The organism is Pseudarthrobacter sp. As-47, from assembly GCF_058215595.1.
Window position 1 is genome coordinate 3,004,554 of the sequence record NZ_CM177088.1, and the last position, 22,819, is coordinate 3,027,372.

Genomic DNA, 22,819 nt, shown 5'->3' on the forward strand with positions numbered 1-22,819 from the left:
CTTAGGCGGTCAGGAAGGAAGTCCTACTTGACGATGCCCTTTTCCTTGAGCCACGCGTCCGCCGCTTCCTTGGCCCCCTGCTTCTGGCTGCCGCTGACGGCACGGTTCAGGTTGATGAGGTCCTCGGTGGTCAGGATGCGGGACACCGAGTTGAGGGCCTCCTTGGCCGTGTCGGTCATCTTCGCCTCGTTGTACAGCGGAACCACCTGCTGGGCGATGAAGTTGTTCTTGGGGTCCTCAAGGACCACAAGATCGTTGTCGGCGATGGACGGGGTTGTGGTGTAGATGTCGGCCACCTGCACCTGGTCCTCCAGGAGCGCCTTGAGCGTCACGGGACCGCCGCCGTCACTGAACGGTTCCAGTTTCTTCGGCTCGCAGTTGTAGTTTTCCTTCAGGCCGGGCAGCCCGTAGGCGCGCTCGGCGAAGGTGGCGGGTGCGCCCACCACGATCTCGCTGCACACCTTGGCCAGGTCCTCGAGGGACTTCAGCTGGTACTTTTCGGCCGTGGCCTTGGTGACCACCATGGCGTCCTTGTTCTCGGCCTTGGAGGGTTCCAGGACCGCGAGTCCGTCCGGCAGCTTGTCCGGCAGGGCCGCGGCGATGTCGTCCGCTGACTCCTCGGACGCTTCCTTGTCCACGTGCAGCAGGAGGTTGCCCGTGTAGTCCGGAACCACGTCCACCGATCCGTCCTGCACGGCCTTGATGTATACCTCGCGGGAGCCGATGTTCGGCTTGGTGGTGGCGGTGATGCCGGCGGCGGTCAGGGCTCCTGCGTAGAGTTCCGCCACGATCTGGCTTTCCGGGAAGTCAGCCGAGCCGACAACGAGGGATGTTGCTTCCCCGGACGCTGCCCCGCTGGTGGCCGGCGCGTTGCTCAGCGGATCGGAGGATCCTCCGCACGCGGACAGTGCCATGGCCAGGCCGAGCCCGGCGGCGAGGCCGCTGAAGGCCCGCCTGCCGAGGTGGTGTGGACGGCTTTCTTTCATGATTTACCTCCTTGTACCACAGCCTCCGTCAGGACGGGGTCTGTGAGATCGGCCGCAGCCTGCTGGCTGCGGCGGGACTGGCCAGAGGCGCCTGTTGCCAGGAACAGCTTCTGGAAAAGGGACAGGACGAGGTCGACGGCGATGGCGAGCGCTGCGATGAGCAGGGACCCACCGAGCATCTGCGGGAAGTCGCTGAGGACCAGGCCGTCGAAAAGGTAGCGGCCCAGGCCGCCCAGATTGATGTAGGCCACCACGGAGACGGTGGCGATGACCTGCAGCACGCCGGTCCGGAAGCCGCCAAACATGACGGTCAGGGCGTTGGGCAGCTCTGCCCGGAACAGGACCTGCAGTTCGGTCATGCCCATGGCGCGGGCGGCATCCACCACGTTGCGGTCCACGCTGGAGATTCCGGCATAGGTGCCGGCCAGCAGCGGGGGGACCGTGAGGATGACGAGCGCCCAGATGGGCGGCATCAGTCCGATCCCGGCGAGCAGTACGAAGAGGGTCAGCAGCCCCAGGGTGGGCAGGGCGCGCAGCGCACCGGCCAGCGCCACGACGGCAACCCTTCCCCTGCCCGTGTGGCCGACGTACAGGCCGACGGGGACGGCAATGGCAACAGCAATCAGCATGACCAGGCCGGTGTACTGGAGATGCTCACCCAGCCGGGCGGGAATGCCTGCCGCGCCGGTCCAGTGCAGCGGATCGGCCAGCCAGGCGAAGGTGTCGGAGAAAACATTGCTCATGCCCGGTCCCCCTCAGCCGCCGGCACCAGTCCCGGGCGGATCTTTCCGGCCCGCTCCCACGGCGTGAGGAGCCGTTCCAGCAGGACAAGCAAAGCGTCCATCAGCAGGGCGAGGACAAGGATGGCGATGATCCCCACCACAATTTCCGTTATGAAGCCCCGCTGCAGCCCTGATGTGAACAGCATGCCCAGGTTTCCGATGCCAAGCAGCGCTGCCACGCTGACCAGGGAGATGTTGCTGACGGACACCACCCGGAGCCCGGCGAACATGACCGGCAGGGACAGCGGCAGGTCCACCCGGAGGAACCGCGCCAGCGGCTTGTACCCCATGGCCACCGCGGCCTGTCCCACGTCCTCGTTCACCGAGTCGAAGGCGTCCAGGGCGGCACGGACCAGGAGCGCAACAGCGTAGATGGTCAGGGCCACCACCACGTTGAGCGGGTCCAGGATCCGGGTGCCCAGGATCGTGGGAAGGATGATGAACAGCGCCAGCGAGGGAATGGTGTACAGCAGCGAGGAGGCCGTCAGCACCACCGAGCGGAGCGCCCGGCTCTGCCGGGCCAGCTGCGCCAGGGGAAGGGAGATGGCCAGGCCCAGGACCATGGGGACGAGGGCAAGCACCAGGTGCTGGCCGGACCGTTCCAGGACCATGCCGATGTTGGCCAGGAACCACTCCATCAGAGTGCAGCCTGCCGGAGCTGGCGCGCTTCTTCAATGAGGGCCAGCACTTCTCCGCCCCGGATGACACCCTGCACCCGGCCCTCCGCATCCACGGCGACGCCGAGGCCCGACGGCGAGGACAGCGCAGCGTCCAGCGCGCGGCGCAGGCTTTCCCCGGGGCGGAACAGCGAACCTCCCGGGATGAGTCCGGCGGCAGTGCCGGGAGTGGACCAGCCCAGCGGCCGCATGTCTTCGTCCACCACCAGTTGCCAGCCGCTTGTTGCGTCCTGATCGGTTCCGGAGCCGCTGCGGCCGCGGACGATGGTCGGCACCGAATGGAGGGTGACGCCGTCGGACGAGGTGAAGCCAAGGTGCCGGAATCCCCGGTCCCGTCCCACGAAGGAGGCCACGAAGTCGTTTGCCGGGGCACGGAGGATTTCCTCCGGCGTGGCGTACTGCGCAAGCTTTCCGCCCACGGCGAAGACGGCCACCTTGTCGCCCAGCACGGTGGCTTCATCGATGTCGTGCGTGACGAACACGATGGTCTTGGCCAGGTCCTTCTGGAGCCGCAGCAGCTCCTGTTGGAGCTCGTCGCGGACCACGGGATCCACGGCGCTGAACGGCTCATCCATGAGCAAAATGGGTGGATCGGCGGCGAGCGCACGGGCCACGCCCACGCGCTGCTGCTGGCCGCCGGACAGCTGCGACGGGTAACGCTTGGCGAGTGACCGGGCCAGGCCCACCACGTCCAGGAGTTCCTCGGCGCGCCGGCGGGCGTCGGCCTTGGACACGCCATTCAGCCGGGGCACGGTGGCAATGTTGTCCAGCACGGAGCGGTGGGGCAGCAGCCCGGCAGACTGCATGACGTACCCCATCGAACGGCGCAGTTCGGGCGCCGGCACGGAGGTGACATCCTTGCCGTCCACCGTGATGGCCCCGGAGGTGGGTTCCACCATCCTGTTGATCATGCGGAGCGAGGTGGTTTTGCCGCAGCCTGACGGGCCCACGAAGACGGTGATTGAGCCCTTGCCGATGGACATGGAGAGGTTGTCCACGGCGGGTTGCCCGCCCTGGAACTGCTTGGTAACGCTCTGAAACTCGATCATCGCCTGGTCCATGGTGCGGACTCACCTGTTCTCTGGGACGGGCTTCTGGAAGCACCGCGACATTGTCATCAGCACGCTGATAGTTACGGTAGCCCAAACCCGGCCCGGCAACACCTGCAGCGCCCCGAATCCGGGCAAAGGAATCCCTACTGTAACCATTCGGAGCCGGGACCGGGGCGGATGGGAAGTGCCGTTCCGGCCCGCAACCGCCGTGGCCAGGGCCGCTGTTCCGCCGTGGGCCGACCAGCCATAAAGTGGTGGGGTGACCAACTTGGAAATAGCGCCGCAGCAGGAAGTCTGTCCGCCGGCAGCCCCTGAGGGCAGTTCCGGCCCCTGCCTTCAGCTGTGGCCCCAACGCGAGGTACCGCTCGGCGGAGTCCGCGCCATGAACGTCCAGCGGACGCTGCCGCAGCGCGGCCTGCCCACCATCGGGGCATGGTGCTTCCTGGACAGCTTCGGCCCGGACCGGACTGCGATGTCCGTACTCCCCCACCCCCACATTGGCCTGCAGACCGTGACCTGGCCCCTGGCCGGCCACATCCGCCACCGGGACAGCGTGGGCAGCGACGTTGTGGTCCGGCCGGGTGAACTGAACATCATGACGGCGGGCCACGGCGTCTCCCATTCCGAGTTCGCCGTGCTTCCTCCTGCCGGCGAAGCCCTGCCGGTGCAGCGCGGGCTGCAGCTCTGGGTGGCCCTGCCCGGCGGTGAACGGCACCGGGAGCCGGCATTCGAGCAGCACCGTGAACTTCCCCGCGCCAGCGGGCACGGCTTCACCGCCACGGTGATGGTGGGTGAATTTGCCGGCATCGCGTCGCCGGCAACCATGTATTCACCGATCGTGGGTGCGGACGTCTCGTGCGGCGGGACCGCAGTGCTGCCGCTCAATGCCGCGTTTGAGCACGGCATCCTTGTGCTCGACGGCGGCCTGGCGGTGGACAGCCAGGAGATTCCACCGGGCCCGCTGGGCTACCTGGGCACGGGCCGCACGGAGCTGCAGGTGCAGGCACTCCCCGGCACGCGTTTCCTCCTCATCGGCGGCGAGCCCTTCCAGGAAGAGCTGCTGATGTGGTGGAACTTTGTGGGCCGCACCCACGAGGAAGTGGAGCAGGCCAGGAGCGACTGGGAAACCCAGGCCGGCCTGCCGGATACGGAGACGGCGGCGGCCCGGTATGGCCTGGTCCCCGGCCACGGTCCGGACGCGGGGCCCGAGGCGGGACGCATTCCCGCCCCTCCGCTCCCGGGCGTACGGCTGACGCCCCGGAAACGGCTTTAAAGGACCGGACCGGATCAGGCCTGCTCTGCCACCAGCTGAAGCACACCGAAGACTGGTTCCTGGTCCAGCACGCGGATGTCTGTCACCCCGGCATCCATCAGGTGGCGGCGGAAGGAGTGCTGCAGCGGTGCCACGTTCATGCCCAGTCCGCCGCCCAGGATTACGGGGCCGGTGATACCCAGCTGCTGCAGCACCTGCAGGGCCAGGCCGGCAAGGTCCTTCCCGGCCTGGTCCAGCAGCGCCTGGCTTTCCGGGTGGCCTCCTGCCGCGGCCTCCACCACATACCGGGCCTGCTGGGCCCAGAAGCGCCGGCCGGTCTTCGGTGAATGGAACAGCGCGATGAGGCGGTTGGGGTCGCCCACCCCGCAGGACTGCAGCAGGGCCGTGGTGAGTTCGTCGGCGGGCAGGCCCCGGTTCATCCGGCCCAGGCTGTGCCGCACCGCTTCGCGGCCAAGCCAGTAACCGCTGCCTTCGTCGCCCAGGAGGTAGCCCCAGCCGCCTGCCCTGGCCTCGCCGCCGTCGGCATTCCTGCCCCAGGCGGCCGAGCCGGTGCCCGCAATCACCGCGACTCCCGTGCTTGCGTGCCCGGCGGCCAGCAGCAGCCGTGAATCGTGCACCACGGTCACCCGGGCACCGGGCACGTGCGGCTGGATCAGGGACGCCAGGGCTGCGGCGTCGTCTTCGGTGTCGATGCCGCCCGAGCCCGCATAGACCTGGGACACCTGCCCTCCGCCGATGCGCGCGAAGAGGTCGGCAAGGTTGGCGGCCGCCTCGTCGCGGGTGACGTTCTGCACGTTGGAGCTGCCGGCGGACTCATCCGCCACCGGCACCCCGTCCTCGAAGCGGACCCCGTGGGTCTTGGTGCCACCAATGTCCAGCCCGATGATGACACCGCGGAGCGGAGTTGAGGCGGGATTCTGGGCGGCGACGGGAAGCGCGGAGGAATTTTCGGTGTTGGTCACGTCACAAGGGTAATGGTGCGGGGGCGGCGGACGGCCCATCCCCCCCGTTCCCGGCCGCAGCTAGCGGGACCGCTGCCGCACCAGTCCCGCCAGCAGTCCTGGCCCCTCCGTCACCACCAGGTCCCGGAACAGCCGTACCGGCACCGGCTCCGAACCAGGCTTCCGCCGCCGCCAGGACAGGCCCACCTCGCGGAACGCCAGGGCGGAGTCGAGGGGAACTTCGACCCAGCCCAGGTTCCCGGTTTCGGGGCTGACGGTACGGCCCGGGGCATCACCTCCCGGCGGCAGGATGCTGACGCCCAGGCCGGCGGAGACCAGTCCCCGGACCGTGTGCGAGTCCTGGCTTTCGAAAGCGATGCGCGGCCGGTAGCCGGCCTCGCGGAACAGCGCATCGGTGAGCGAACGCATGCCGTACCCGGGCCCGAGCGCCACAAAGGGGTCTGCCCTGATGTCGGCGAGCCGGGCAGAGGGCTGCGCGGCGAGGGGATGGCTGTGGTGTACCACCAGGCGCAGCGGTTCACGGTACAGCGGCGCCGAGGACAGGTTCCGGCCGGGCGGCGCCACGGGAGCCGTCAGTGCCAGGTCCGACTCACCCGAGGCCAGCTCGTCAAGGCAGGCATTCCGGGCCCCCTGGCTCAGCGTGAAGGCAGCGCCGGGATGACGGGTCCGGAAGGCACTGATCAGGAGCGGCAGGGCGGCCTCACCGAACGTGTGCTGGAACGAAAGGGAAATCCTCCCCCGCACCACGTCCGACTCGTCGCGGACGAGGTCCAGCCCCGCCTGGAACGCCGTGAGGGCCTGCTCGATGTACGGCAGCAGGGTGCGGGCGGCGGGTGTCAGGCGGACTCCCCTGCCGTCCCGGACCAGGAGTTCGGTCCCGACGACGGCGCTCGCCCGGGCAAGGGCGCGGCTCACCGTGGACTGGGGTACTCCCAGCAGTTCCGCGGTTTCCGTGACGTGCTCGGTCCGCCCCAGCTCAGCGAGCACGGGCAGGAGCGGCAGCAGCTGCACGAGCTGCTTCTGGTCTTGCTCCATGTGGTCGTCCTCCGTGAGCTGCCCGCGGACCCATCCGTTGATGCTATGAGTTTTGCACGAGCCATGCATTGGATGCATCCATTGCCCGAAAGCTACGCTGGCCGCATGGCACACATCGTCCGGCCGGACAGCACTCCCACCCCGCGCTGGAATGGACATGCAAAGGGCTCGACGGCGTATGCCAGGATCCTCGCCGGCCTGTCCTTCGCCGGCGTGGCCACCTTCGCCCAGCTTTATTCCACCCAGGCCGTGCTGCCGACCCTGGCCTCAGACCTGCGGGTCAGTGCGGCGGAGGCCGCCCTGACCATCTCCTTGGCCACCGTGGGCCTCGCGGTGACAGTGATTCCCTGGTCCTTCCTGGCGGACCGGATCGGCCGGGTCCGGGCCATGGCGTGGGGCATTTCGATAGCCACCATCCTTGGGCTGCTGGTTCCGCTGTCCACCAGCTTTGGCATGCTGCTTGCCCTGCGGCTCCTTGAGGGGATGGCGCTTGGCGGCATCCCGGCCATCGCCATTGCCTACCTCAACGAGGAAGTTACCAAAGTTCACGCGGCACTGGCGGCCGGAAGCTATGTTGCCGGCACCACCCTGGGCGGGCTCGCCGGCCGGCTGGTGGCCGGTCCGGCCGGCGAACTGTGGGGCTGGCGCGCGGCGGCACTGGCGGTGTCCATCCTTGCCACCCTCGCCGCCGTCGCCTTCCTCATCCTGGTGCCGAAGGCCCAGGGATTTGTCACCGCCCCCGCGGCCGGGCTGCGCGGGGCGTTCCGGACCCTCGGCGGCCACCTGCGGAACGTCCGGCTGCTCGTCCTTTATGGCCAGGCCTTCCTGATGATGGGCGGGTTCGTGGCGGTGTACAACTACCTGGGGTTCCGGCTGTCCGGCGAACCCTTCGGCCTTCCGGGGACACTGATCAGCCTGATTTTCCTCGCGTACCTGTCAGGGACCGTCACGTCGCGCTGGTCCGCTGGGCTGACCCTTCGCTTTGGCCGCCGGGCTGTCCTGCTCGCAGGCCTGGCGTTGTCCACGGCGGGCCTTGCCCTGACGCTGACGCAATCCCTTGCCCTGATCCTGGCGGGCCTGGTGGTGTTCACCGGCGGTTTCTTCGCCGCCCACAGCATTGGGGCCGGGTGGACCGGCGCCCTTGCCAGCACCGGCCGGGCCCAGGCCGCCTCGCTGTACAACCTGGCCTACTACCTCGGGTCCAGCATCATCGGCTGGGCCGGCGGACTGGTGTTCCAGTCCGTTGGCTGGAATGCCCTGGCCGCGGCAGTCATGGTCCTTGCCTGCCTCACTGCGGCGGCTGTCGCCGTCGTCCACCCCGGGAAGGAACGCGCCGCGGCGTAGAAGCCGGCGGCACTGTGGTTCCGTCATCCAGGGCGCTCCCGTGAAGATTCTGCTTTCCGCGCCGGGATGCGGCAGCGCGAAATTCGGCGACCGGCACGCAAAGTACCTGGTACCGCAGCCTGGCGCGGCTAGGATGAAACCCAGGATCGTCACGAGGAGCAGCAGTGAGCACGAATGCCAGGAACGCCAGGCCGGGAGCGCACCTGGAACCGCTGGACGCGATCGACGAGCGGCTCCTGGCGGCCCTGGTGGCCGATGCCCGGATCTCCAACAAGCAGCTCGCGGAACTGGTGGGAATTGCCCCTTCCACCGCCCTGATGCGCACCCGCGCCCTGTCAGAGCGGGGCATCGTCCAGGGGTACGAGGCCAAGCTCAACCTGTCAGCGATCGGCCGGTCCGTACAGGCCTTGGTTGCCGTGCGGCTCCGCGCGCACGACCGCGACCAGATCGACCGTTTCACAGGCAGGGTGCCGCATCTGCCAGCAGTGCTGTCCACCTTCCACACCTCAGGGTCGGTGGACTACCTGCTGCATATCGCCGTCGCAACCACCGAGGACCTGCGGGACTGGGTGCTGGACAACCTGGCTACGGACCCCGTGGTGGGGCACACCGAGACAACGCTGGTGTTCGAACACATCCAGGGCAACCACGGTCCGTTGCCGGATTAGCAGGGCTGCCGAAACCTGCCGGGTGAAGCCTGCCTCGCAGGCTACTTGCGCCGCCCGATGAGCGCGAGCCGGAGCGTCACGGCCGACAGGATCAGTGCCGCACCGCCGCACAGCCCCACGAACCCGGCCACGGCAGCGGGCAGGCCGAAGACACCGGCGGCCCAGCCAAGGCCGAGGACCGGCACCGCGCTGCCGAGGTAGGTGATGACGTAGACGGTGCTGACAATCTGTGCGTGGCGCGACGCCTCCACCCTGGCAGCAACATCGTTGAAGACGGTGCGGAACGCGATCCCCTGGCCCACACCGGCGGCAAGGGCTGCGGCCACCAGCAGGACGGGACTGTTCCATGCTCCCGCCGCCCCCAGCAGCGCGACGGACACGCCCAGGACCGCCAGTCCGGCTGGAACCGTGTAGCGGCCGCGGAGGGTCAGCAGCTGGCTCAGTGCGGAGGATGCCAAGGCGAGGCCGGCCAGGACGCCCACCAGGGGGCGCGAGTCCGTGTGCAGCACCTGCGCGAAGTAGCCGGGGGCAAGCGACAGGCAGAACCCGAAGACCGCGAAGCTGAGGAATCCGACGCCCGAGGCAAGCCAGAAGGCGCCCCTCGCCTCGCGGGACACGGAAGGGCGGCGCGGCGCGAGGGCCTTCAGCGGCTGGGAAGGTGCGGGGAGGCTGATCGCGGGCCGGGCACGCAGCAGGAACAGCGGCACCAGCAGCCCGGCCAGGATCAGGGAATGGATGTAGTACGGGGCTGTGGTGGCGCCCGGGAGGAGTGACAGCAGTCCCCCAATGACCGGCCCCGCCGCCACTCCCCCGGATGATGCCAGCAAGGTGAAGCGTGACGCCCATTCCGGGCGGGACGGAAGGAGTTCGCGCAGGGCTGCGGCGCTGGCACCCGTGGCCAGCGCAACCGCTGTCCCCTGCAGGGCCCTGCCCGCACAGAGCGCGGTGAGCGTCTCTGCTTCAGAGAAGAGCCACCCGCCGGCCAGTCCTGCAAGGACAGCCAGGATGAGCGCAGCCCGCCGGCCGATGTGGTCAGACCAGTGCCCGGCCAGCATCAGCGTGGCGACCAGGGACAGGACGTAGCTGGCGAACGCGGCAGTGACTCCCAGCGTGGAAAGCCCAAGTTCGGCCTGCAGGAGAGGGTACAACGGCGTGGCCAGGTTGGCACCCACCAGGAGGGTGAAAATCACGGTTCCCGCCATCACCAGCCGGGTTGTGGTGGACGCATCCCACCCGGCGGACGCAGCGGCCGGGGCGGGGCGCATGCGGAGTTCGCTGAAGACCGTCATGGTGTGCCGCCTCTGGTTCATACCGCGGCGGGGGGTCTTTGTGGGAGTCCGGCGCGGGGTGGATATCCGATGCCTCAAGAGTGCGCTACGGCTGCTCCTTTGATCGGATTTTCATGGAAGAATTGCGCAGGATCATCAAAATGTCCGCCTGTGTGTGATGGAGAGTGACTAAATGAACCAGTTGGACCCCACCGATCTCAAGATTCTCCTGGCGATGATCCGTGATCCCCGGATCCAAATCGGCGAACTGAGCGAATCTCTGGGCATTGCCCGGAACACGGCCCAGACCCGGGTCCGGCGCCTCCTCCGCGCGGGAGTGCTGCGGCCCGGCGGCCGGGAGGTGGACCTGGAAGCGGTGGGCTATGACGTGGTGGCCTTTGTGACCATCGAGGTGTCCCACCGCGAACTGGACGGCGTGGTCGCTGCGCTCCGGTTGATTCCCCAAGTCCTTGAGGTCCATGAGATCTCGGGCCGTGGGGATGTCTGGTGCCGTGTGGTGGCCACGGACACCCACAACCTCCAGTCCTCCCTCCGGCAGGTCCTGAGGATCAAGGGCGTGATCCGGACCGAAACGGTCCTGGCATTGCACACCCACATCCCGTACCGCACTGAGCCCCTGATCAGCGGGCTCGCCAAGGCATCAAACACCTGACGCCATGGCCGGGCGGCTAGGATTTCCAGAATGGATTGGCTCTCATACGTCTCACAGATCAACTGGCTTGCCGTGCTGCTGGCCTTCGTCGCAAGCATGGCCATCGGCTTTGTCTGGTACATGCCTGCTGTGCTCGGCAACCGCTGGATGGCCGCGATCGGCAAGACGGAGGACGACCTGAAGAACATGAGCGGCGGCGCCGGCATCTGGCTGCCGATGATGGCTGCTGCGGCACTGACCGCCATCCTGCTGGCCGTCCTGATCGCCAGGCTTGGGCTGGACAACGCCCTGGCCGGCGGCTTGTTCGCACTGGTTATGGGCCTGGTCTTCCGCGCAGGCGGCCACGTCATCCACAACGGCTTCGCAGGGCGCCCGGCAGCCGTCACCCTCATCGATTCCGGGCACGACCTGGTGGCCATGTCGGTCTCCGGCGCGATCATCGGAGGAATGTCCTGATGGCCGCAATCCCTTCGCACGGGGCCCGGCGGCCATGACCATCATCGACAATGCCGTCTACGTGGACGGCGTGCGCCATGTGGAGCCCGAGACCCTTGAGCAGACCTTTGACATGCTTGCCCACCACGGTGGGATGGCCTGGATTGGCCTGTACCGGCCCACGCCGGAGGAAATGGCCGCGGTGGCAAGCGAGTTTGGCCTCCACGACCTTGCGGTGGAAGACGCCATCTCCGCGCACCAGCGCCCCAAACTGGAACGCTACGACGACAGCCTGTTTACCGTCCTCCGGCCCGCCCGCTACATTGACGACTCCGAAAGCGTGGAATTCGGCGAACTCCACATCTTCACCGGCAAAAACTATGTGGTCACGGTCCGGCATGCAGAAATGGCCGGCGTGGCCCGGGTGCGGCGCCGCATGGAGGCCCGGCCCGACCTCCTGCGCCACGGGCCCGAAGCCGTCCTCTACGCCCTGCTGGACCGCGTGGTGGACGACTACGCACCTGTGGTGGCCGGACTCGAGAACGACATCGACGAAATCGAGGACCAGCTTTTCAGCGGCGACACCACGGTGTCCCGCCGGATCTACGAACTGGCCCGGGAAGTCATCCAGTTCCAGCGGGCAATCCATCCTCTGCCGGACATGATGCACCAGCTGGAACAGGGATTCGAGAAGTACGGCGTGGAAACGGACCTGCGGCACAGCCTCCGTGACGTGGAGGACCACGTTGAACGCGTGATCTCCCGGGCAGATTCCTTCCGGGACCTGCTGCAGAACGCACTGACCCTGGACGGCACCCTCACCGCAAACCGCCAGAACGAGGCCAGCGCCGAACAGAACGAGCAAGTGAAGAAGATCTCCTCCTGGGCGGCGATCTTTTTCGCGCCGTCCTTCGTTGCCGGCGTGTACGGAATGAACTTTGACCACATGCCCGAGCTCCACTGGGAACTGGGCTACCCGTTGTCCATTGGCATCATGATCGCGATGGCGGCCCTCATGTACGGCATCTTCAAGAAGAAGGGCTGGCTGTAGGGCATGGCCGCCGAGCCGGAGCCGCCGGTCCTCCCCGAGGGCCGCATCCTGGTGCCCGGCAGCAGCCGGCAGCTGGCGGTGTACGGCCTCTTCCCGCCGCCACCGGGGCGGCACAGGACGGTCACTGCCGGGTCCCGCGTCTTTGCCGCCAAGGCCTGCGAGCCGGAACTGCTGTGGATCAGCTTCGACGAACTGTGCGCACCGGGTACGTCCAGGGAGGACTATTCCCTCCTCCCAGCGGGGGCGGAGCTGTGGGTCATCGATGGTGTTCCAGTACCGGAGCCATCGGATGCCGGTCCACGGGCGGAAGCATGGGACCTCTTTGCTGCCGCACTTGCGGCAGCGGCGGCCCGCGGAACAACCCTGTTCGTGGTTGGTGCCGCCCCGATGGACTGGGCTGCCGCGTCCACGTCTGCGGATGACGCGGGGCTTCGGTCCGCCCTGGCGGAAACGTCCCGGCTCCTTGCCGGGCTGAAGCGGGTCGAATCCGATGAAACAGTTGCCATGGAAGGCGTGTCCGGGAGTTAGTGCGCCGGCCTGGGCGCACCCTTCACCAGGTCGCGGCTGCCGGCGTAAGCGACCGCTGCCACGGCGAGGACGGCGACCGCTCCGGCCACAACCCACCACGCCACGAGGTAGGGGTAGGGACTGCCCTGGAGATCGGCCAGGAAGAACTTCGTGAAGGTGTTGAAGGCGGCATGGAACAGGACCACAACCGGCAGGCTCGCCTGCGTGCTGTTGTACAGCCAGGCGAGCAGCACCGACTGCGAAAAGATATAGACCGCAAAGGGTGTCAGGGGCCGCTGACCCGGGTCCGACACCAGTTCCGGAAGGTGCCAGGGAAACCAGGCCAGCCCAATGATCAGCGCGGCCGGCAGCGCGCGGTAATCCCGTTGCAGCCGCGGCAACAGGAACCCGAGCCAGCCGAGCTCCTCGAAGATGCCGACGATAACGATCGTGACGACGATCGAACCGGCGACCTGCAGCAGGTCGGCCGGCTCCCAGCCCGGGACCGGCGCCCCTGCGGCCACCGCAGCCCACAGGGCGAGGCCGGGGACGACCAGCGGCACACCCAGTGCCACGCCGTACCATGCAGGGTTGACCCGCCAGCGTCCCAACGGGCGCAGAAGGCCCAGCAACTCAGCGCGGCCCCCCACGAGGAAGGCAACCAGGATCGCCGCCAGCCCGGGACCGAAGGGCACCAGCGGACTGCTCTCCGGGTTCAGGAGCACCAGCGGCCAGATGGACCAGGAAATGATGTACGCCAGGCCCAGGTAAAGCACAATGTCGTGCCGGGCCGCCCAATCCCGCAACCGGTGGCCGTGAACCGCCATCACAGACCTTCTTAGCATCGTGCCTGAGTGAGGGTTAAGTCTGGCATTCTCCAGTGTTGGCAGCCAGCCAACCGTGCCCCCGATGAGACGTTAGGTAGGTCATTGGGGTTGCGGTGGACCACGTGGGTTCCCTGGAGCGCGTGTCAGGGGGTCAGTGCCTCCGACGGCGGGGCTGCGCCTACGGAAACTGGCTGATGCCACCTGCTGGGGCAATATTTTGTGGAGCTAAGGAGATTCGAACTCCTGACCTCTTCGATGCGAACGAAGCGCTCTACCAACTGAGCTATAGCCCCGGATGGATCCGCCCCTTGAGGAGCGGCACCGGTGACCCTAGGCTACAAATTTTCCCGGCTTAATGCCAAACTGCAGCCGCAAATCCCCAGCAGCGTGCCGGCGGGATGCGCAGGGCATCGCCTGACGGCACTGACCTGTCAGGCGCGGCGGCGCTGCAGGACGTCGTCGAGGTTGCTGAGGGCACTCTGCGCCTTGGACTGTTCCTGCCCCTCGGCCGGAGCCGCGGGCGGCGCGGCGGCAACGCCCTGCTTGAGGGACGGCTTGCCCGTCGCTTTCGGTGCCTCCGGAAGCTCCAGGGGCTCAGGCGCCGGACGCTCGGCCTTGGCTGCCTCAACATAGACAGGTTTGGGAACCTCCACCGGTTCCCACGTGGACGGAGCAGCCGTCCGGGCTGCGGAGCCGGCAGCTGCAGCGCTTGAATCGCCAGCGGCAACCGCCACGGCAAGGGCGGCCTCCCGCAGTTCCATGGCAGTCAGCGGCCTGATCTTAGGCTCGTGTGCCTCGGCGTCGAAAAGGGGGTTGTCCTGCTTCGCCGGAGCCGCTTCCGGCCTTGGCCGGACGCCGGCAGCGGGTTGGGGCTGCCGGGACGGCGCGGTCATGGCGGCCCGGAAAGCCGCATTGACCTTTGCCCTCCGGTCACGGACGGCCAGCCAGCGCAGGAGTACGACCGACCCGGCAGTGAGCGCCAGGCATGCCAAGGGAAGGACAGGAGCGCCCAGCCCGAAGATCAAGAGCACACCGGAAACGAACGCGGTGACCAGCGACAGCAGCCCAACCAGGGCGATGCCGGTGCGGCCGTAGCGGATCCGGAACGTACCCCCGGGTGGGGAGCCGGCAGTGGCGGTCGCGGGTCCGGCACTCTTCCTGGTGTCCATGGCTTTCTCCTGCTGGGCGGCGACGTTCAATACCAAAGCGGCTGGCGGTTCCGGTGCTTCATCTGCTGCGGGCTCCGCAAGGAAATCGCCGGCGGGCTGGAACTGGTGCCTGCGGTTCCGGAGGACGTAGGGCGCAACCCACACAATCCAGAGCACGACGGCAACCACAAGGATCACTGAGCTGCTAAGGGGGAAGTCCACACTCAAAACCGTATGAGCATCCTGTCCGCTGCGGCAGCATTAGCTGCGGTGTGTCGTGGCGCAGCCGGCAAATCAATGGATTTATGACGGCCGTGAGGCCAGCCATGGCCGGAGCAGCCCGTCGGGGACCTCTTCCGCGGTCAACGCGAACGACCGGTGGTCAGCCCACTCCCCGTTGATGTGCAGGTAGCGGGGCCGGTATCCCTCGTCCCGGAAGCCCAGCTTTTGCACCACGCGGAGGCTTGGTGCGTTCTCCGGCCTGATGTTGATTTCCATCCGGTGCAGCCCAAGTGTCCGGAAGCAGTGGTCCGTCACCATGGCCACGGCAGTGGGTGCAATGCCGTGGCCCGCACGGCCCCGGTCCACCCAGTAGCCAAGCGTCGCCATCATCGCGGATCCCCACACGATCGATGACACGGTCAACTGGCCAACAATGGCAGGGCTTGCGGCGGTGGGAATCCGCTCGGTGATGACAAACGGCAAGGCAGTAGCCTGCGCTGCCTGCGACTTCAATGACCGGACCATCTGCCGGTAGTCCGGGAGGCCTCCGGCAGGATCCGGGTTGGAAGCTTCCCACGGAGCAAGCCACTCACTGTTGCGGGACCTGACCTCGGTCCATTCCTTCCTGTCCCGGTACCGGATGGGCCGCAGGACCAGATCCCCGCACTCCAGGGTTACGGGCCAAATGGGACCAGCGCGCATGGCGCTACTTGGACAGGCCGGCGGCGAACCCCGGCAGCCACTCCCGCAAGCCCGGGCCCAGGTCTTCGCTGTCGATGGCCAGCTGGACGCAGGCCTTGAGGTAGCTGAGCTTGTCCCCGGTGTCGTAGCGCCGGCCGCGGAACACAACGCCGTACACCCCGTACCCCTCGCCTTCGCCGGTCGCCAGCTCCTGCAGCGCGTCGGTCAGCTGGATTTCGTCTCCGCGTCCGGGGGCGGTGCGTTCGAGGACCTCAAAGACGGCGGGGTGGAGGACGTAGCGGCCGATCAGGGCAAGGTTGGAGGGCGCCTCGTCAACGCTCGGCTTCTCCACCAGCCGGTTGACGCGGACGTAGGATTCGCCCTCGATCGGCTGGACGTCAGCGCAGCCGTAGGCGCTGATCTCGGACGGTTCCACTTCGATGAGCGCGATGACGGAGCCTCCCGTTTCCGCCTGCACGTCGATCATGGTGCCCAGCAGTTCGTCCCGGGCATCGATGAGGTCATCGCCCAGCAGCACGGCAAAGGCTTCCTCGCCAACGTGCTGCTTTGCGCGCAGCACGGCATGGCCCAGTCCGTGCGGGTCTCCCTGCCGGACATAGTGGATGTCGCCCAGCTTGCTGGCCGCCTGGACGGATGCGAGCTTTTCCGTGTCGCCCTTGCCCTCAAGGGTGGATTCAAGTGACGGCACCCGGTCAAAGTGGTCTTCAAGTGCCCGTTTGTTGCGCCCGGTGATCATGAGGAGGTCGTGGAGGCCAACGTTCACGGCTTCCTCAACCACGTACTGGATGGCAGGCTTGTCCACGACGGGGAGCATTTCCTTGGGCATCGCCTTGGTTGCCGGCAGGAACCTGGTACCGAGTCCGGCGGCAGGAATGACGGCTTTGCGAACTCTCGGGTTACTGGTAGTCACCGGACTAATCTAACGTCAGCGTCAAGCATTCAGTAACAACGGAGCCAGCGACACCTGCGGGTATCGGATGGATGGACCAGATAACCGGCCGCCAGCGCGGCAGTAGTGGAGAAGATACATGGCGCTTGAGGAAACGAAAGCAGCAAAGGACCTGATCCGTGCTGCCCACCGCCGCCGAAGGGCTGCGATGACTTCCCTGGACCGGGAGGATGCCGGCACCGCCCTGGCCAAACACGGCGCGGCGTGGGCGGCTTCAGTGATTCCGGCAGGCGATGCCACGGTATGCGTCTACCTGGGCGTCGGCGCGGAACCGCCCACGCTGCCGCTGATCGCGGCCCTGCACGCCGACGGGCACAGGGTTCTGCTTCCCGTCTGCGAACCAGGGCGTGAACTGAAATGGGTCGTCTGGGCGCCGGGCATTGAGCTGGCACGCAGCAGGTTCGCCCCCATCCTGGAGCCGGTCGGGACCCGGCACGGGATTGACGCTGCCGGGGAAGCCGCTGCGCTGTTCATCCCTGCCACGGCCGTGGACCTCGCAGGCAGCAGGATCGGCCAGGGCGGCGGCTACTATGACAAATTCCTCGGCCACCTTGCGTCCGCCGGGAAGCACATTCCCCTTGCCGCGGTTCTTTATGACGGGGAACTACTGCCCGCGGGCGCGATTCCGGTGGAGGAATTCGACCGCCCGGTGCCTGGCGTCGTGCTTCCTTCCGGCTTCAGGGACCTGGCGAACGCCGCCTGACCGCAAAATCCGGGCGCAGGGGAATGCTAGAATTGGCACTCAGGCCCTGTGACTGCTAAAGGGACATCCAGCTGGATCACCCTGCGGCAGTCCGGGACCTCTCGTTTGCCCAAGAGGAGGAGCACCAGTGCCAACGTATGCGTACGCCTGCAAGGATTGCGGCCATGCCTTTGACATCGTCCAGTCGTTCTCGGACAGCTCTCTGACGTCCTGCCCCGAGTGCCAGGGCGCGCTGCGCAAGAAGTTCAACAGCGTGGGCGTCGTCTTCAAGGGTTCCGGCTTCTACCGCACGGACTCCAGGGACGCCAAGGGCAGCACGGTTTCGGCTGCTCCCGCCGCTCCTGCAGCAGCGCCGGCAGCCGCGCCGGCCGCTTCGGCCCCCGCCGCTGCTGCCAGCTGACGGACGGTCCTCGACTGTAGCCCGTCTGGCGGCTGGGCAAGGTTGTCCACATACCTGCGAAGGTTACTGCCGTAATTCTTGGCGCCGCCCCTAGCGTGGGCACATGCCTGCATACCGCCAGTCCAACCGGGACACCTCAAGCGCCCCACATCCCGGACTCTTCCGGAAACCGCGGCTGCGTCGCCGCCACGGCAGTGTCCGCGGTTCCAGCCGCGACTCCGGCCGCATCGCAGCCAGGCGTCCTCCCGCGCGCTTCGCGGGCTGGCTGAGCCGCAACAGGCGCCTCATTGTCGCGCTGCTGCTCTGCGCCGCAGCCGCCATCACGGTACACCAGCTCACCCCTGCTCCGGTCTACACGGTGACGGCGCTGGCAGCCGCCAGGGATATCCCCGCCGGCGCCGCATTATCGGAGGCGGACCTCGCCGCTGCGCAGGTTCCGCCCGGGATGGTGGCCGGCGGGTTCCTTAAGGAACCCGGTGAGGCGGCAGGCAAACAGCTCGCAGCGCCCCTGCGCAAGGGGCAGCTGCTCACGGATGCCCAGCTTGTCGGTCCGGGACTCCTGGCCGGGACTCCTCCGGGATCAGCTGCCGTCCCCCTTCGCATGGCAGATCCGTCGTCCATCCAGCTTGTCTCCCCGGGGCAGCTGGTGAACGTTGTCCTTACCTCAGCCAACGGGTTCGACCAGCAGGACCCGCCCCGGATCCTGGCCTCCGGCGTGCCCGTACTGTGGACCTCAGGCCAGGGCGGCCAGCCTGGACAATGGCTGGGCACTGCCGAGACAGACGGCCTGATCGTCGTGGCAGCCACCGCGGAACAGGCCGCCAGGCTGGCGGGCGCATCCACCCAGGGCAAACTGTTCTTCGTTCTGGTGGGGCCTTGAAACCTCAGCCCCAGTGCGGCGGTTTCTGCTCCTTCAGCCAGGCGTCATGGTCGTCGTCTTCCCGGTCGCCCCAGGCGCGCGGATCGTCCTCGGAGGCCTTGTTGGGCACAACCGGCCCCGCGGGCAGCGCAGAACTGTTGGGCCCGGTGCCGGGTGTTCCGTCCTGGTCCTGCCCAGGTTCAGTTTCGGCGGGCTGCCCGGCGTCCGGAGCGCTGTCTTCTTTGTGGTCCTGGGCCATGGTGCCCGCCTCCTTGCTGTCCTGGTCTTCGGCCGGTGCGGGATCGGTACTGGGTGCAGCGGGGCTGCCCTCGCGGGCGGGCCCGGAATCGCCCTGGCCGGCGCCGGCCATGGCCAGCCGTTCGCGCCCGCCTTGGCTTTCGGCGTCGATCCCGTTGAGCGCCTGGTCCACGTCGTCGTCAAGGAAGGCAACGGCGGCGGTGGCCCTGCCCGAAAGGGCCATCTTCTCGAGTCCCAGGTATCCGGCAATCCTGTCGGCACAGGCGGAGGGATCGGTGAACACCTCGATGGTCCACAGCGGCATGTAGCGCCATCCCAGGCGTTCCAGCAGCTGCGGGCGCAGCCGGCTCCGCTCCCGCACGCTCATGGAGCGGTACTGCTCCGTGCCGTCCGATTCAATCGCAACCGGCCACGGCAGGTCCGCGTGCTCCTGACCCATGGTGCTGAGGGGATCAGCGGCGGCCACCACGTCGATGGCACCGTCATACTGGTGCCACACCCGTGCGCCGCGGGCACGCAAGCGGTCCCCGAGGTCGGCAACCAGGGGATCCGCCCCCAGCGCCTGCTCGCTGGCCGCAGCCCGTGATGCAGGAGTTCCGAGATCTGTGTTTCCAGCAATTTCACGGTCCAGCAGGGAATACAGGTCCACGGCACCGTGGCTCAGCCTGGTGTGGTCCAGGTCCTCGGGCCGGAAACAGGTGAGGACGTGCATGGACCGGCGTGCCCGCGTCATGGCCAGCGCAAACTTCTCCCGGCCGCCCTCGGCGGAAAGCGGGCCGAAGTTGTGCAGGGCGCGGCCGTGCGGGGTGCGGCCAAAACCGGGCGAGAAGATGACGTGATCGCGCACCAGTCCCTGCGCCCGTTCCAGGTCAACCACCCGGAAGGACTCGGGGCCGGCGCCGAAGAACCCGGCCAGGCCGGGGTAGTTGGGCAACTGCAGCCGGATGGACTCCCCGATCCGGGCCGCATGGCGGAGGCTGGCCGTGACCACGGCCAGGGACGTACGCGGGCGGAGCCGTGCGTGCTCGAAGACCAGCTGGACAACGCGGTTGACTTCCGCCACCACGGACTCGACGCCTTCGTGGTCGGCGCTCGGCAACCCGGTGCCGTCCGGGAGGTATTCAACCAGGAGGGAACGGTCCAGCCCGGTGGCGGACTGGCCTTCCGGCAGCCGCCGCAGGCCGCCGTCGTAGAAATTCTTGCTGAGCTGCAGCACAAGGTCCTCGTCCACCGCACGGTAGACAAAGTTGAGCCGCCACACGGGAAGCACCTGCGACAGTGCGCTGAAAGCACTCTCCACGCGGTGGTGCGCTGACTCTCCGGGTGCGAGCCTTTCCACTCCCACCGTGAAAGTCCGGGGGCTGGCGATCCGCGCGTCACCGAACGCGATAACCTGTTTGGCCCGGGCAACGGACGGCAGCACAGCCTGGAGGGACGTCGCTTCCGCGTCCAGGATGACCACCGCGTCGAAGTGCTGCTCCGCCGGCAGCAGGCCGGTCATCAGGTACGGGCTGACGGACCAGACCGGGACCAGCGTGCCGATCAGTTCCGGGGCCTGGGCCGTGAGCGACGGCAGAGAAACCCGGCCATCCTTGAGCAGGCTCCGAAGGAGATCCGCCTGGCGGGGATGGGTGGCGAGGGCACTGCGCCAGCGCTCTGCGAGGTCCCAGCGAAGGCGCGCGGCACCGCTGGCGATGTGGGCGTTGTCAGCGAGGCGGTACTCGGCCTCCAGCCTGCGGAGGGCATCGCCGTCGGACATTGCCAGGTAGTCGTCGCCGCTGATCATTGCCTCGAGCGCCGACTGCCACCACGCGAGTTCAAGCTCGGCGGCAACCGAGCCGGCCGGCACTTCCCGCTCCGCGAGGTCGGCCAGGAGCTCGCCCAGGCCGTGCTCACGCATATTTTCCACCAGCAGCGTGCGCTCCGGCAGCGTCTTCAGGGTGTCGGTGTCCGCCACCAGCCGCTCAAGGCGCTCCATCAGCTCCTCGTACGGGACCGTGGCGAGCGAGCCGCCGGCCGCCGTGTGCCGGAGGGCCTCCCCCAGGCGGGCAAGGTCGGCGTCCAGTGACCTGTACATGGCATTCATTTCGGCGAGCCCCGACGGAACGGCGGGATGCCGCTGGGTGGTGGCATACCCTGCCCACAGCGCCCGCTGCTCCTGGACCAGGAGCAGCGACGTGTGAAGGTCGGCGATGTGGACCCCGGGCCGGACGTACTCCTTCGCTACCCGGCGCAGCCTTGAGCGCTGCATGGACGTCATGTCGATGCCGCGTTCCTTGCGCCAGGATGAGGGCGCGGTGGCGGAAATCAGGTCGGTGACGGGACGGTCGAAGATGTCCGGGGTGAACTTGTCCAGGCTTCCGCGTACCGCCACCAGGAGCTCAAGCTGCTCGCCCCACTCGGCGAAGGAGGCGCCGAGCCGGATTTCGGCATGTTCGGCAACTGCCGCCATGCGGTCGCGGAGGGCGGGCAGGCTCTTTTCCACGGAGCGGACCAGATCCTGGGCTTCCTCGGTCTCTTTCCGCGTCAGCAGCCGGGCGCCATGCCAAGGGCTGGTGGTAGAGGCCTTGCTGAAGCTGCCCAGCTCCGCCGCACGCTTGAGCCTGCCTGCGAGCTCCTCGCGGTCCCGGATGTTGTCCAGGACGCTCCGCTTCAGCCGCACCGTGGTGGCCGGTGCGGGGTGGATTGACGTCAGCTCAGCCAGCGACTGCATGGCCTGGTACGGCGAGCATCCCCACCGCTGGCGGACGTTGTGGAGCGAGGCCACATGGTCCATCAGGGCGTGGCGGTGCTCGATCAACGTGGTGTGGAGGTTTCCGAGCTGGGGTTCCAGCGACTTTTCGTTGCGGACAATCGCACGGACCAGCTGGGCCTTCAGCTGCTGGGCTGTGACATTTCCGGACAGCTGGAACAGGATGGACTCCAGGCCCAGGCCCTCCAGCTGGCCAGATACTTCATTGAGGCTGGCGCGGCGGTCCCCAACCACCAGGACAGTCTTTCCGGCATCCACCAGCGCACCGATGGTGTTGATGGCAGTCTGCGTCTGTCCGGTACCCGGCGGGCTGCTGACAACCAGCGAGTCGCCGGCACGGGCAGCATCAATGACGTACTGCTGGTCGGTGTCCGCGTCCAGCAGGAGCAGCTCGTCCTTGGGGTGCCTGCTGTCCAGGGCAGGGAAACGGGAGGGGTCCGGCTGTTCCACGTCCACCATCTCGCCGCCGCCCGCAGTGGCCAGGGCGGAGATGATCGGGTTGGAGTCGTTGATCCAGGGGTCGTCCAGGTTGCCGGAGAGGTCGGCGAAGGTCGATACCAGCAGGTTGTGCTGCGCCTCGGCGCCATGGATGGGCCTGATCAGGGTGCCCAGCCGGTCCAGGACGGGCTGCGGATCGAAGCGGGCGGTGCTGTAGGCCAGCCGGGTGACGGCGTTAACGTCGAAGACGATGCCGTGGATGTTTTTCAGGTGCCGTACCAGTGCGGGGTTGATGTGCGCCTGCTCCGTCAGCTGGAGTTCGTAGTCGTCCTCCCCGGGCCGGACGGTCAGCGAGATGGCGGTAAGCATGACGGGCGCCGAGATGCGCTGCGGTTTGCCGCCCACGGCGGACGTCCACACAACGGTGCCGGCAGAGAGGTAGCCGGCGTCGATGCCGCGGTCGTTGGCCAGCTCGAAGATCTTCGAGCGGATGTTCCGGGAGGCCCGGGCTGCCACCACGTACTGCTGCCGGTCCCGGATCAGGGTGGAGAGGCGCGTCTTGCGGCCGGCCATCAGCTGGGCCAGGCCGGACGGGTGGGCGTGCGTCAGGTCGATGGAGCCTTCAGGCGTTTTGGTGAAGCGCAGCATCGTGTCTGCCCCGGTAACGGGTTTGAGCCCGGACAGCCATTTGCGGAGCTCCTCGGAGCCCTCCGGGTGGCCTTGACCAACTGACACTTCTGCCTTCTTTTCTGCGTTTGCACGTGACGTCCTGGACCATACCGGCATAGGTTCGAGCGTAGCCGCTAAGACGGCGGGACTGAGAGACCGCAACACGTGATGGGCTGAAT

The 22,819-nt window shown here is 67.5% G+C and carries 22 protein-coding genes and 1 tRNA gene; 10 read left to right on the forward strand and 13 right to left on the reverse strand.

What is annotated here, in order from left to right; all coding sequences use genetic code 11:
- Window positions 1–23: 23 nt before the first annotated feature.
- Genes AC4BCK_RS13855 through AC4BCK_RS13870 form a run of 4 tightly spaced genes read right to left on the reverse strand, consistent with a single transcriptional unit; the run spans window position 24 to window position 3,506 of the window.
- Window positions 24–986, reverse strand: coding sequence for an ABC transporter substrate-binding protein (locus AC4BCK_RS13855; RefSeq protein ID WP_174176510.1), 963 nt, complete (start codon window positions 984–986; stop codon window positions 24–26).
- Window positions 983–1,729: an ABC transporter permease gene (locus AC4BCK_RS13860; RefSeq protein WP_174176513.1), complete on the reverse strand. Its 747-nt coding sequence runs from the start codon at window positions 1,727–1,729 to the stop codon at window positions 983–985. The genes AC4BCK_RS13855 and AC4BCK_RS13860 overlap by 4 nt, the downstream gene beginning before the upstream one ends.
- Window positions 1,726–2,406, reverse strand: a complete 681-nt coding sequence (locus AC4BCK_RS13865) for an ABC transporter permease (RefSeq protein WP_490566027.1) — start codon at window positions 2,404–2,406, stop codon at window positions 1,726–1,728. The genes AC4BCK_RS13860 and AC4BCK_RS13865 overlap by 4 nt, the downstream gene beginning before the upstream one ends.
- Entirely contained in the window at window positions 2,406–3,506 is a 1,101-nt protein-coding gene (locus AC4BCK_RS13870; protein ID WP_281359000.1) for an ABC transporter ATP-binding protein, read from the reverse strand. Before AC4BCK_RS13870 ends, AC4BCK_RS13865 begins: the two co-directional genes overlap by 1 nt.
- A 250-nt stretch (window positions 3,507–3,756) precedes the next feature.
- Between AC4BCK_RS13870 and AC4BCK_RS13875 the strand changes: the two genes are divergently transcribed.
- Window positions 3,757–4,770, forward strand: a complete 1,014-nt coding sequence (locus AC4BCK_RS13875; RefSeq protein ID WP_174176519.1) for a pirin family protein — start codon at window positions 3,757–3,759, stop codon at window positions 4,768–4,770.
- A 14-nt stretch (window positions 4,771–4,784) separates the two neighbouring features.
- Here the strand turns inward: AC4BCK_RS13875 and AC4BCK_RS13880 are convergent, their stop codons facing one another.
- Entirely contained in the window at window positions 4,785–5,732 is a 948-nt protein-coding gene (locus AC4BCK_RS13880; RefSeq protein ID WP_310111330.1) for an N-acetylglucosamine kinase, read from the reverse strand.
- Window positions 5,733–5,792: 60 nt separating this feature from the next.
- The gene (locus tag AC4BCK_RS13885) at window positions 5,793–6,767 is read right to left on the reverse strand and encodes a LysR family transcriptional regulator (RefSeq protein WP_174176521.1); all 975 of its coding nucleotides are present in this window, start codon (window positions 6,765–6,767) and stop codon (window positions 5,793–5,795) included.
- Between the two features lie 105 nt (window positions 6,768–6,872).
- On the opposite strand from AC4BCK_RS13885, the gene AC4BCK_RS13890 reads away from it, so the two are divergent.
- Both AC4BCK_RS13890 and AC4BCK_RS13895 read left to right on the forward strand, forming a co-directional pair.
- Window positions 6,873–8,111, forward strand: a complete 1,239-nt coding sequence (locus AC4BCK_RS13890; protein ID WP_310111333.1) for an MFS transporter — start codon at window positions 6,873–6,875, stop codon at window positions 8,109–8,111.
- Window positions 8,112–8,275: 164 nt separating this feature from the next.
- Window positions 8,276–8,779 (forward strand): Lrp/AsnC family transcriptional regulator, encoded by a 504-nt coding sequence (locus tag AC4BCK_RS13895; RefSeq protein WP_066277621.1) that lies wholly within the window; start codon window positions 8,276–8,278, stop codon window positions 8,777–8,779.
- Between the two features lie 41 nt (window positions 8,780–8,820).
- Here the strand turns inward: AC4BCK_RS13895 and AC4BCK_RS13900 are convergent, their stop codons facing one another.
- The gene (locus AC4BCK_RS13900) at window positions 8,821–10,068 is read right to left on the reverse strand and encodes an MFS transporter (protein WP_174176525.1); all 1,248 of its coding nucleotides are present in this window, start codon (window positions 10,066–10,068) and stop codon (window positions 8,821–8,823) included.
- A gap of 172 nt (window positions 10,069–10,240) precedes the next feature.
- Between AC4BCK_RS13900 and AC4BCK_RS13905 the strand changes: the two genes are divergently transcribed.
- The 4 genes from AC4BCK_RS13905 to AC4BCK_RS13920 are packed head-to-tail and all read left to right on the forward strand — an operon-like array spanning window position 10,241 to window position 12,734.
- Window positions 10,241–10,720 (forward strand): Lrp/AsnC family transcriptional regulator, encoded by a 480-nt coding sequence (locus tag AC4BCK_RS13905; protein WP_174176527.1) that lies wholly within the window; start codon window positions 10,241–10,243, stop codon window positions 10,718–10,720.
- Window positions 10,721–10,750: 30 nt separating this feature from the next.
- Window positions 10,751–11,176, forward strand: coding sequence for a DUF1761 domain-containing protein (locus AC4BCK_RS13910; RefSeq protein ID WP_364319642.1), 426 nt, complete (start codon window positions 10,751–10,753; stop codon window positions 11,174–11,176).
- 34 nt (window positions 11,177–11,210) lie between these two features.
- The gene (gene corA / locus AC4BCK_RS13915; RefSeq protein ID WP_174176531.1) at window positions 11,211–12,206 is read left to right on the forward strand and encodes a magnesium/cobalt transporter CorA; all 996 of its coding nucleotides are present in this window, start codon (window positions 11,211–11,213) and stop codon (window positions 12,204–12,206) included.
- Window positions 12,207–12,209: 3 nt separating this feature from the next.
- Window positions 12,210–12,734: a cell division protein ZapE gene (locus AC4BCK_RS13920; protein ID WP_251421029.1), complete on the forward strand. Its 525-nt coding sequence runs from the start codon at window positions 12,210–12,212 to the stop codon at window positions 12,732–12,734.
- Here AC4BCK_RS13920 and AC4BCK_RS13925 read toward each other — a convergent pair.
- The 5 genes from AC4BCK_RS13925 to galU all read right to left on the reverse strand — a co-directional run bounded on the left by AC4BCK_RS13925 (window position 12,731) and on the right by galU (window position 16,522).
- On the reverse strand, window positions 12,731–13,540 hold the full coding sequence (locus AC4BCK_RS13925; protein ID WP_490566028.1) for a CPBP family intramembrane glutamic endopeptidase: 810 nt from the start codon (window positions 13,538–13,540) through the stop codon (window positions 12,731–12,733). The two genes, AC4BCK_RS13920 and AC4BCK_RS13925, sit on opposite strands and share 4 nt — an antisense overlap.
- 220 nt (window positions 13,541–13,760) lie before the next feature.
- A tRNA-Ala gene (locus AC4BCK_RS13930) sits at window positions 13,761–13,833 on the reverse strand.
- A 138-nt stretch (window positions 13,834–13,971) separates the two neighbouring features.
- A complete protein-coding gene (locus tag AC4BCK_RS13935; protein WP_397425174.1) occupies window positions 13,972–14,910 on the reverse strand; it encodes a hypothetical protein in 939 nt (312 codons plus the stop codon).
- A gap of 81 nt (window positions 14,911–14,991) precedes the next feature.
- Complete coding sequence (locus AC4BCK_RS13940) at window positions 14,992–15,612, reverse strand: GNAT family N-acetyltransferase (protein WP_310111355.1); 621 nt, start codon at window positions 15,610–15,612, stop codon at window positions 14,992–14,994.
- 4 nt (window positions 15,613–15,616) lie between these two features.
- Window positions 15,617–16,522, reverse strand: coding sequence for a UTP--glucose-1-phosphate uridylyltransferase GalU (gene galU, locus AC4BCK_RS13945; protein ID WP_174176539.1), 906 nt, complete (start codon window positions 16,520–16,522; stop codon window positions 15,617–15,619).
- 118 nt (window positions 16,523–16,640) lie between these two features.
- On the opposite strand from galU, the gene AC4BCK_RS13950 reads away from it, so the two are divergent.
- The 3 genes from AC4BCK_RS13950 (at window position 16,641) to cpaB (ending at window position 18,544) form a co-directional block, all read left to right on the forward strand.
- Window positions 16,641–17,264 carry a 5-formyltetrahydrofolate cyclo-ligase gene (locus tag AC4BCK_RS13950; RefSeq protein WP_363959871.1) on the forward strand — a complete coding sequence of 208 codons (624 nt, stop codon included), beginning with the start codon at window positions 16,641–16,643 and terminating at the stop codon, window positions 17,262–17,264.
- A 127-nt stretch (window positions 17,265–17,391) separates the two neighbouring features.
- Window positions 17,392–17,664 (forward strand): FmdB family zinc ribbon protein, encoded by a 273-nt coding sequence (locus AC4BCK_RS13955; RefSeq protein WP_363959868.1) that lies wholly within the window; start codon window positions 17,392–17,394, stop codon window positions 17,662–17,664.
- Between the two features lie 103 nt (window positions 17,665–17,767).
- A complete protein-coding gene (cpaB, locus tag AC4BCK_RS13960) occupies window positions 17,768–18,544 on the forward strand; it encodes a Flp pilus assembly protein CpaB (RefSeq protein WP_363959865.1) in 777 nt (258 codons plus the stop codon).
- Window positions 18,545–18,548: 4 nt separating this feature from the next.
- Here cpaB and AC4BCK_RS13965 read toward each other — a convergent pair whose 3' ends face one another.
- Window positions 18,549–22,757 (reverse strand): AAA family ATPase, encoded by a 4,209-nt coding sequence (locus AC4BCK_RS13965; RefSeq protein ID WP_490566029.1) that lies wholly within the window; start codon window positions 22,755–22,757, stop codon window positions 18,549–18,551.
- Between the last annotated feature and the right edge of the window lie 62 nt (window positions 22,758–22,819).

Coding starts and splice junctions, on each gene's coding strand:
- cpaB (WP_363959865.1), top strand. CDS start 17,768: ATGCCTGCATACCGCCAGTCCAACCGGGACACCTCAAGCGCCCCACAT.
- AC4BCK_RS13925 (WP_490566028.1), bottom strand. CDS start 13,540: ATGGCGGTTCACGGCCACCGGTTGCGGGATTGGGCGGCCCGGCACGAC.
- AC4BCK_RS13900 (WP_174176525.1), bottom strand. CDS start 10,068: ATGACGGTCTTCAGCGAACTCCGCATGCGCCCCGCCCCGGCCGCTGCG.
- AC4BCK_RS13860 (WP_174176513.1), bottom strand. CDS start 1,729: ATGAGCAATGTTTTCTCCGACACCTTCGCCTGGCTGGCCGATCCGCTG.
- AC4BCK_RS13910 (WP_364319642.1), top strand. CDS start 10,751: ATGGATTGGCTCTCATACGTCTCACAGATCAACTGGCTTGCCGTGCTG.
- AC4BCK_RS13855 (WP_174176510.1), bottom strand. CDS start 986: ATGAAAGAAAGCCGTCCACACCACCTCGGCAGGCGGGCCTTCAGCGGC.
- corA (WP_174176531.1), top strand. CDS start 11,211: ATGACCATCATCGACAATGCCGTCTACGTGGACGGCGTGCGCCATGTG.
- AC4BCK_RS13890 (WP_310111333.1), top strand. CDS start 6,873: ATGGCACACATCGTCCGGCCGGACAGCACTCCCACCCCGCGCTGGAAT.
- AC4BCK_RS13905 (WP_174176527.1), top strand. CDS start 10,241: ATGAACCAGTTGGACCCCACCGATCTCAAGATTCTCCTGGCGATGATC.
- AC4BCK_RS13950 (WP_363959871.1), top strand. CDS start 16,641: ATGGCGCTTGAGGAAACGAAAGCAGCAAAGGACCTGATCCGTGCTGCC.
- AC4BCK_RS13920 (WP_251421029.1), top strand. CDS start 12,210: ATGGCCGCCGAGCCGGAGCCGCCGGTCCTCCCCGAGGGCCGCATCCTG.
- AC4BCK_RS13885 (WP_174176521.1), bottom strand. CDS start 6,767: ATGGAGCAAGACCAGAAGCAGCTCGTGCAGCTGCTGCCGCTCCTGCCC.
- AC4BCK_RS13865 (WP_490566027.1), bottom strand. CDS start 2,406: ATGGAGTGGTTCCTGGCCAACATCGGCATGGTCCTGGAACGGTCCGGC.
- AC4BCK_RS13965 (WP_490566029.1), bottom strand. CDS start 22,757: ATGCCGGTATGGTCCAGGACGTCACGTGCAAACGCAGAAAAGAAGGCA.
- AC4BCK_RS13870 (WP_281359000.1), bottom strand. CDS start 3,506: ATGGACCAGGCGATGATCGAGTTTCAGAGCGTTACCAAGCAGTTCCAG.
- AC4BCK_RS13940 (WP_310111355.1), bottom strand. CDS start 15,612: ATGCGCGCTGGTCCCATTTGGCCCGTAACCCTGGAGTGCGGGGATCTG.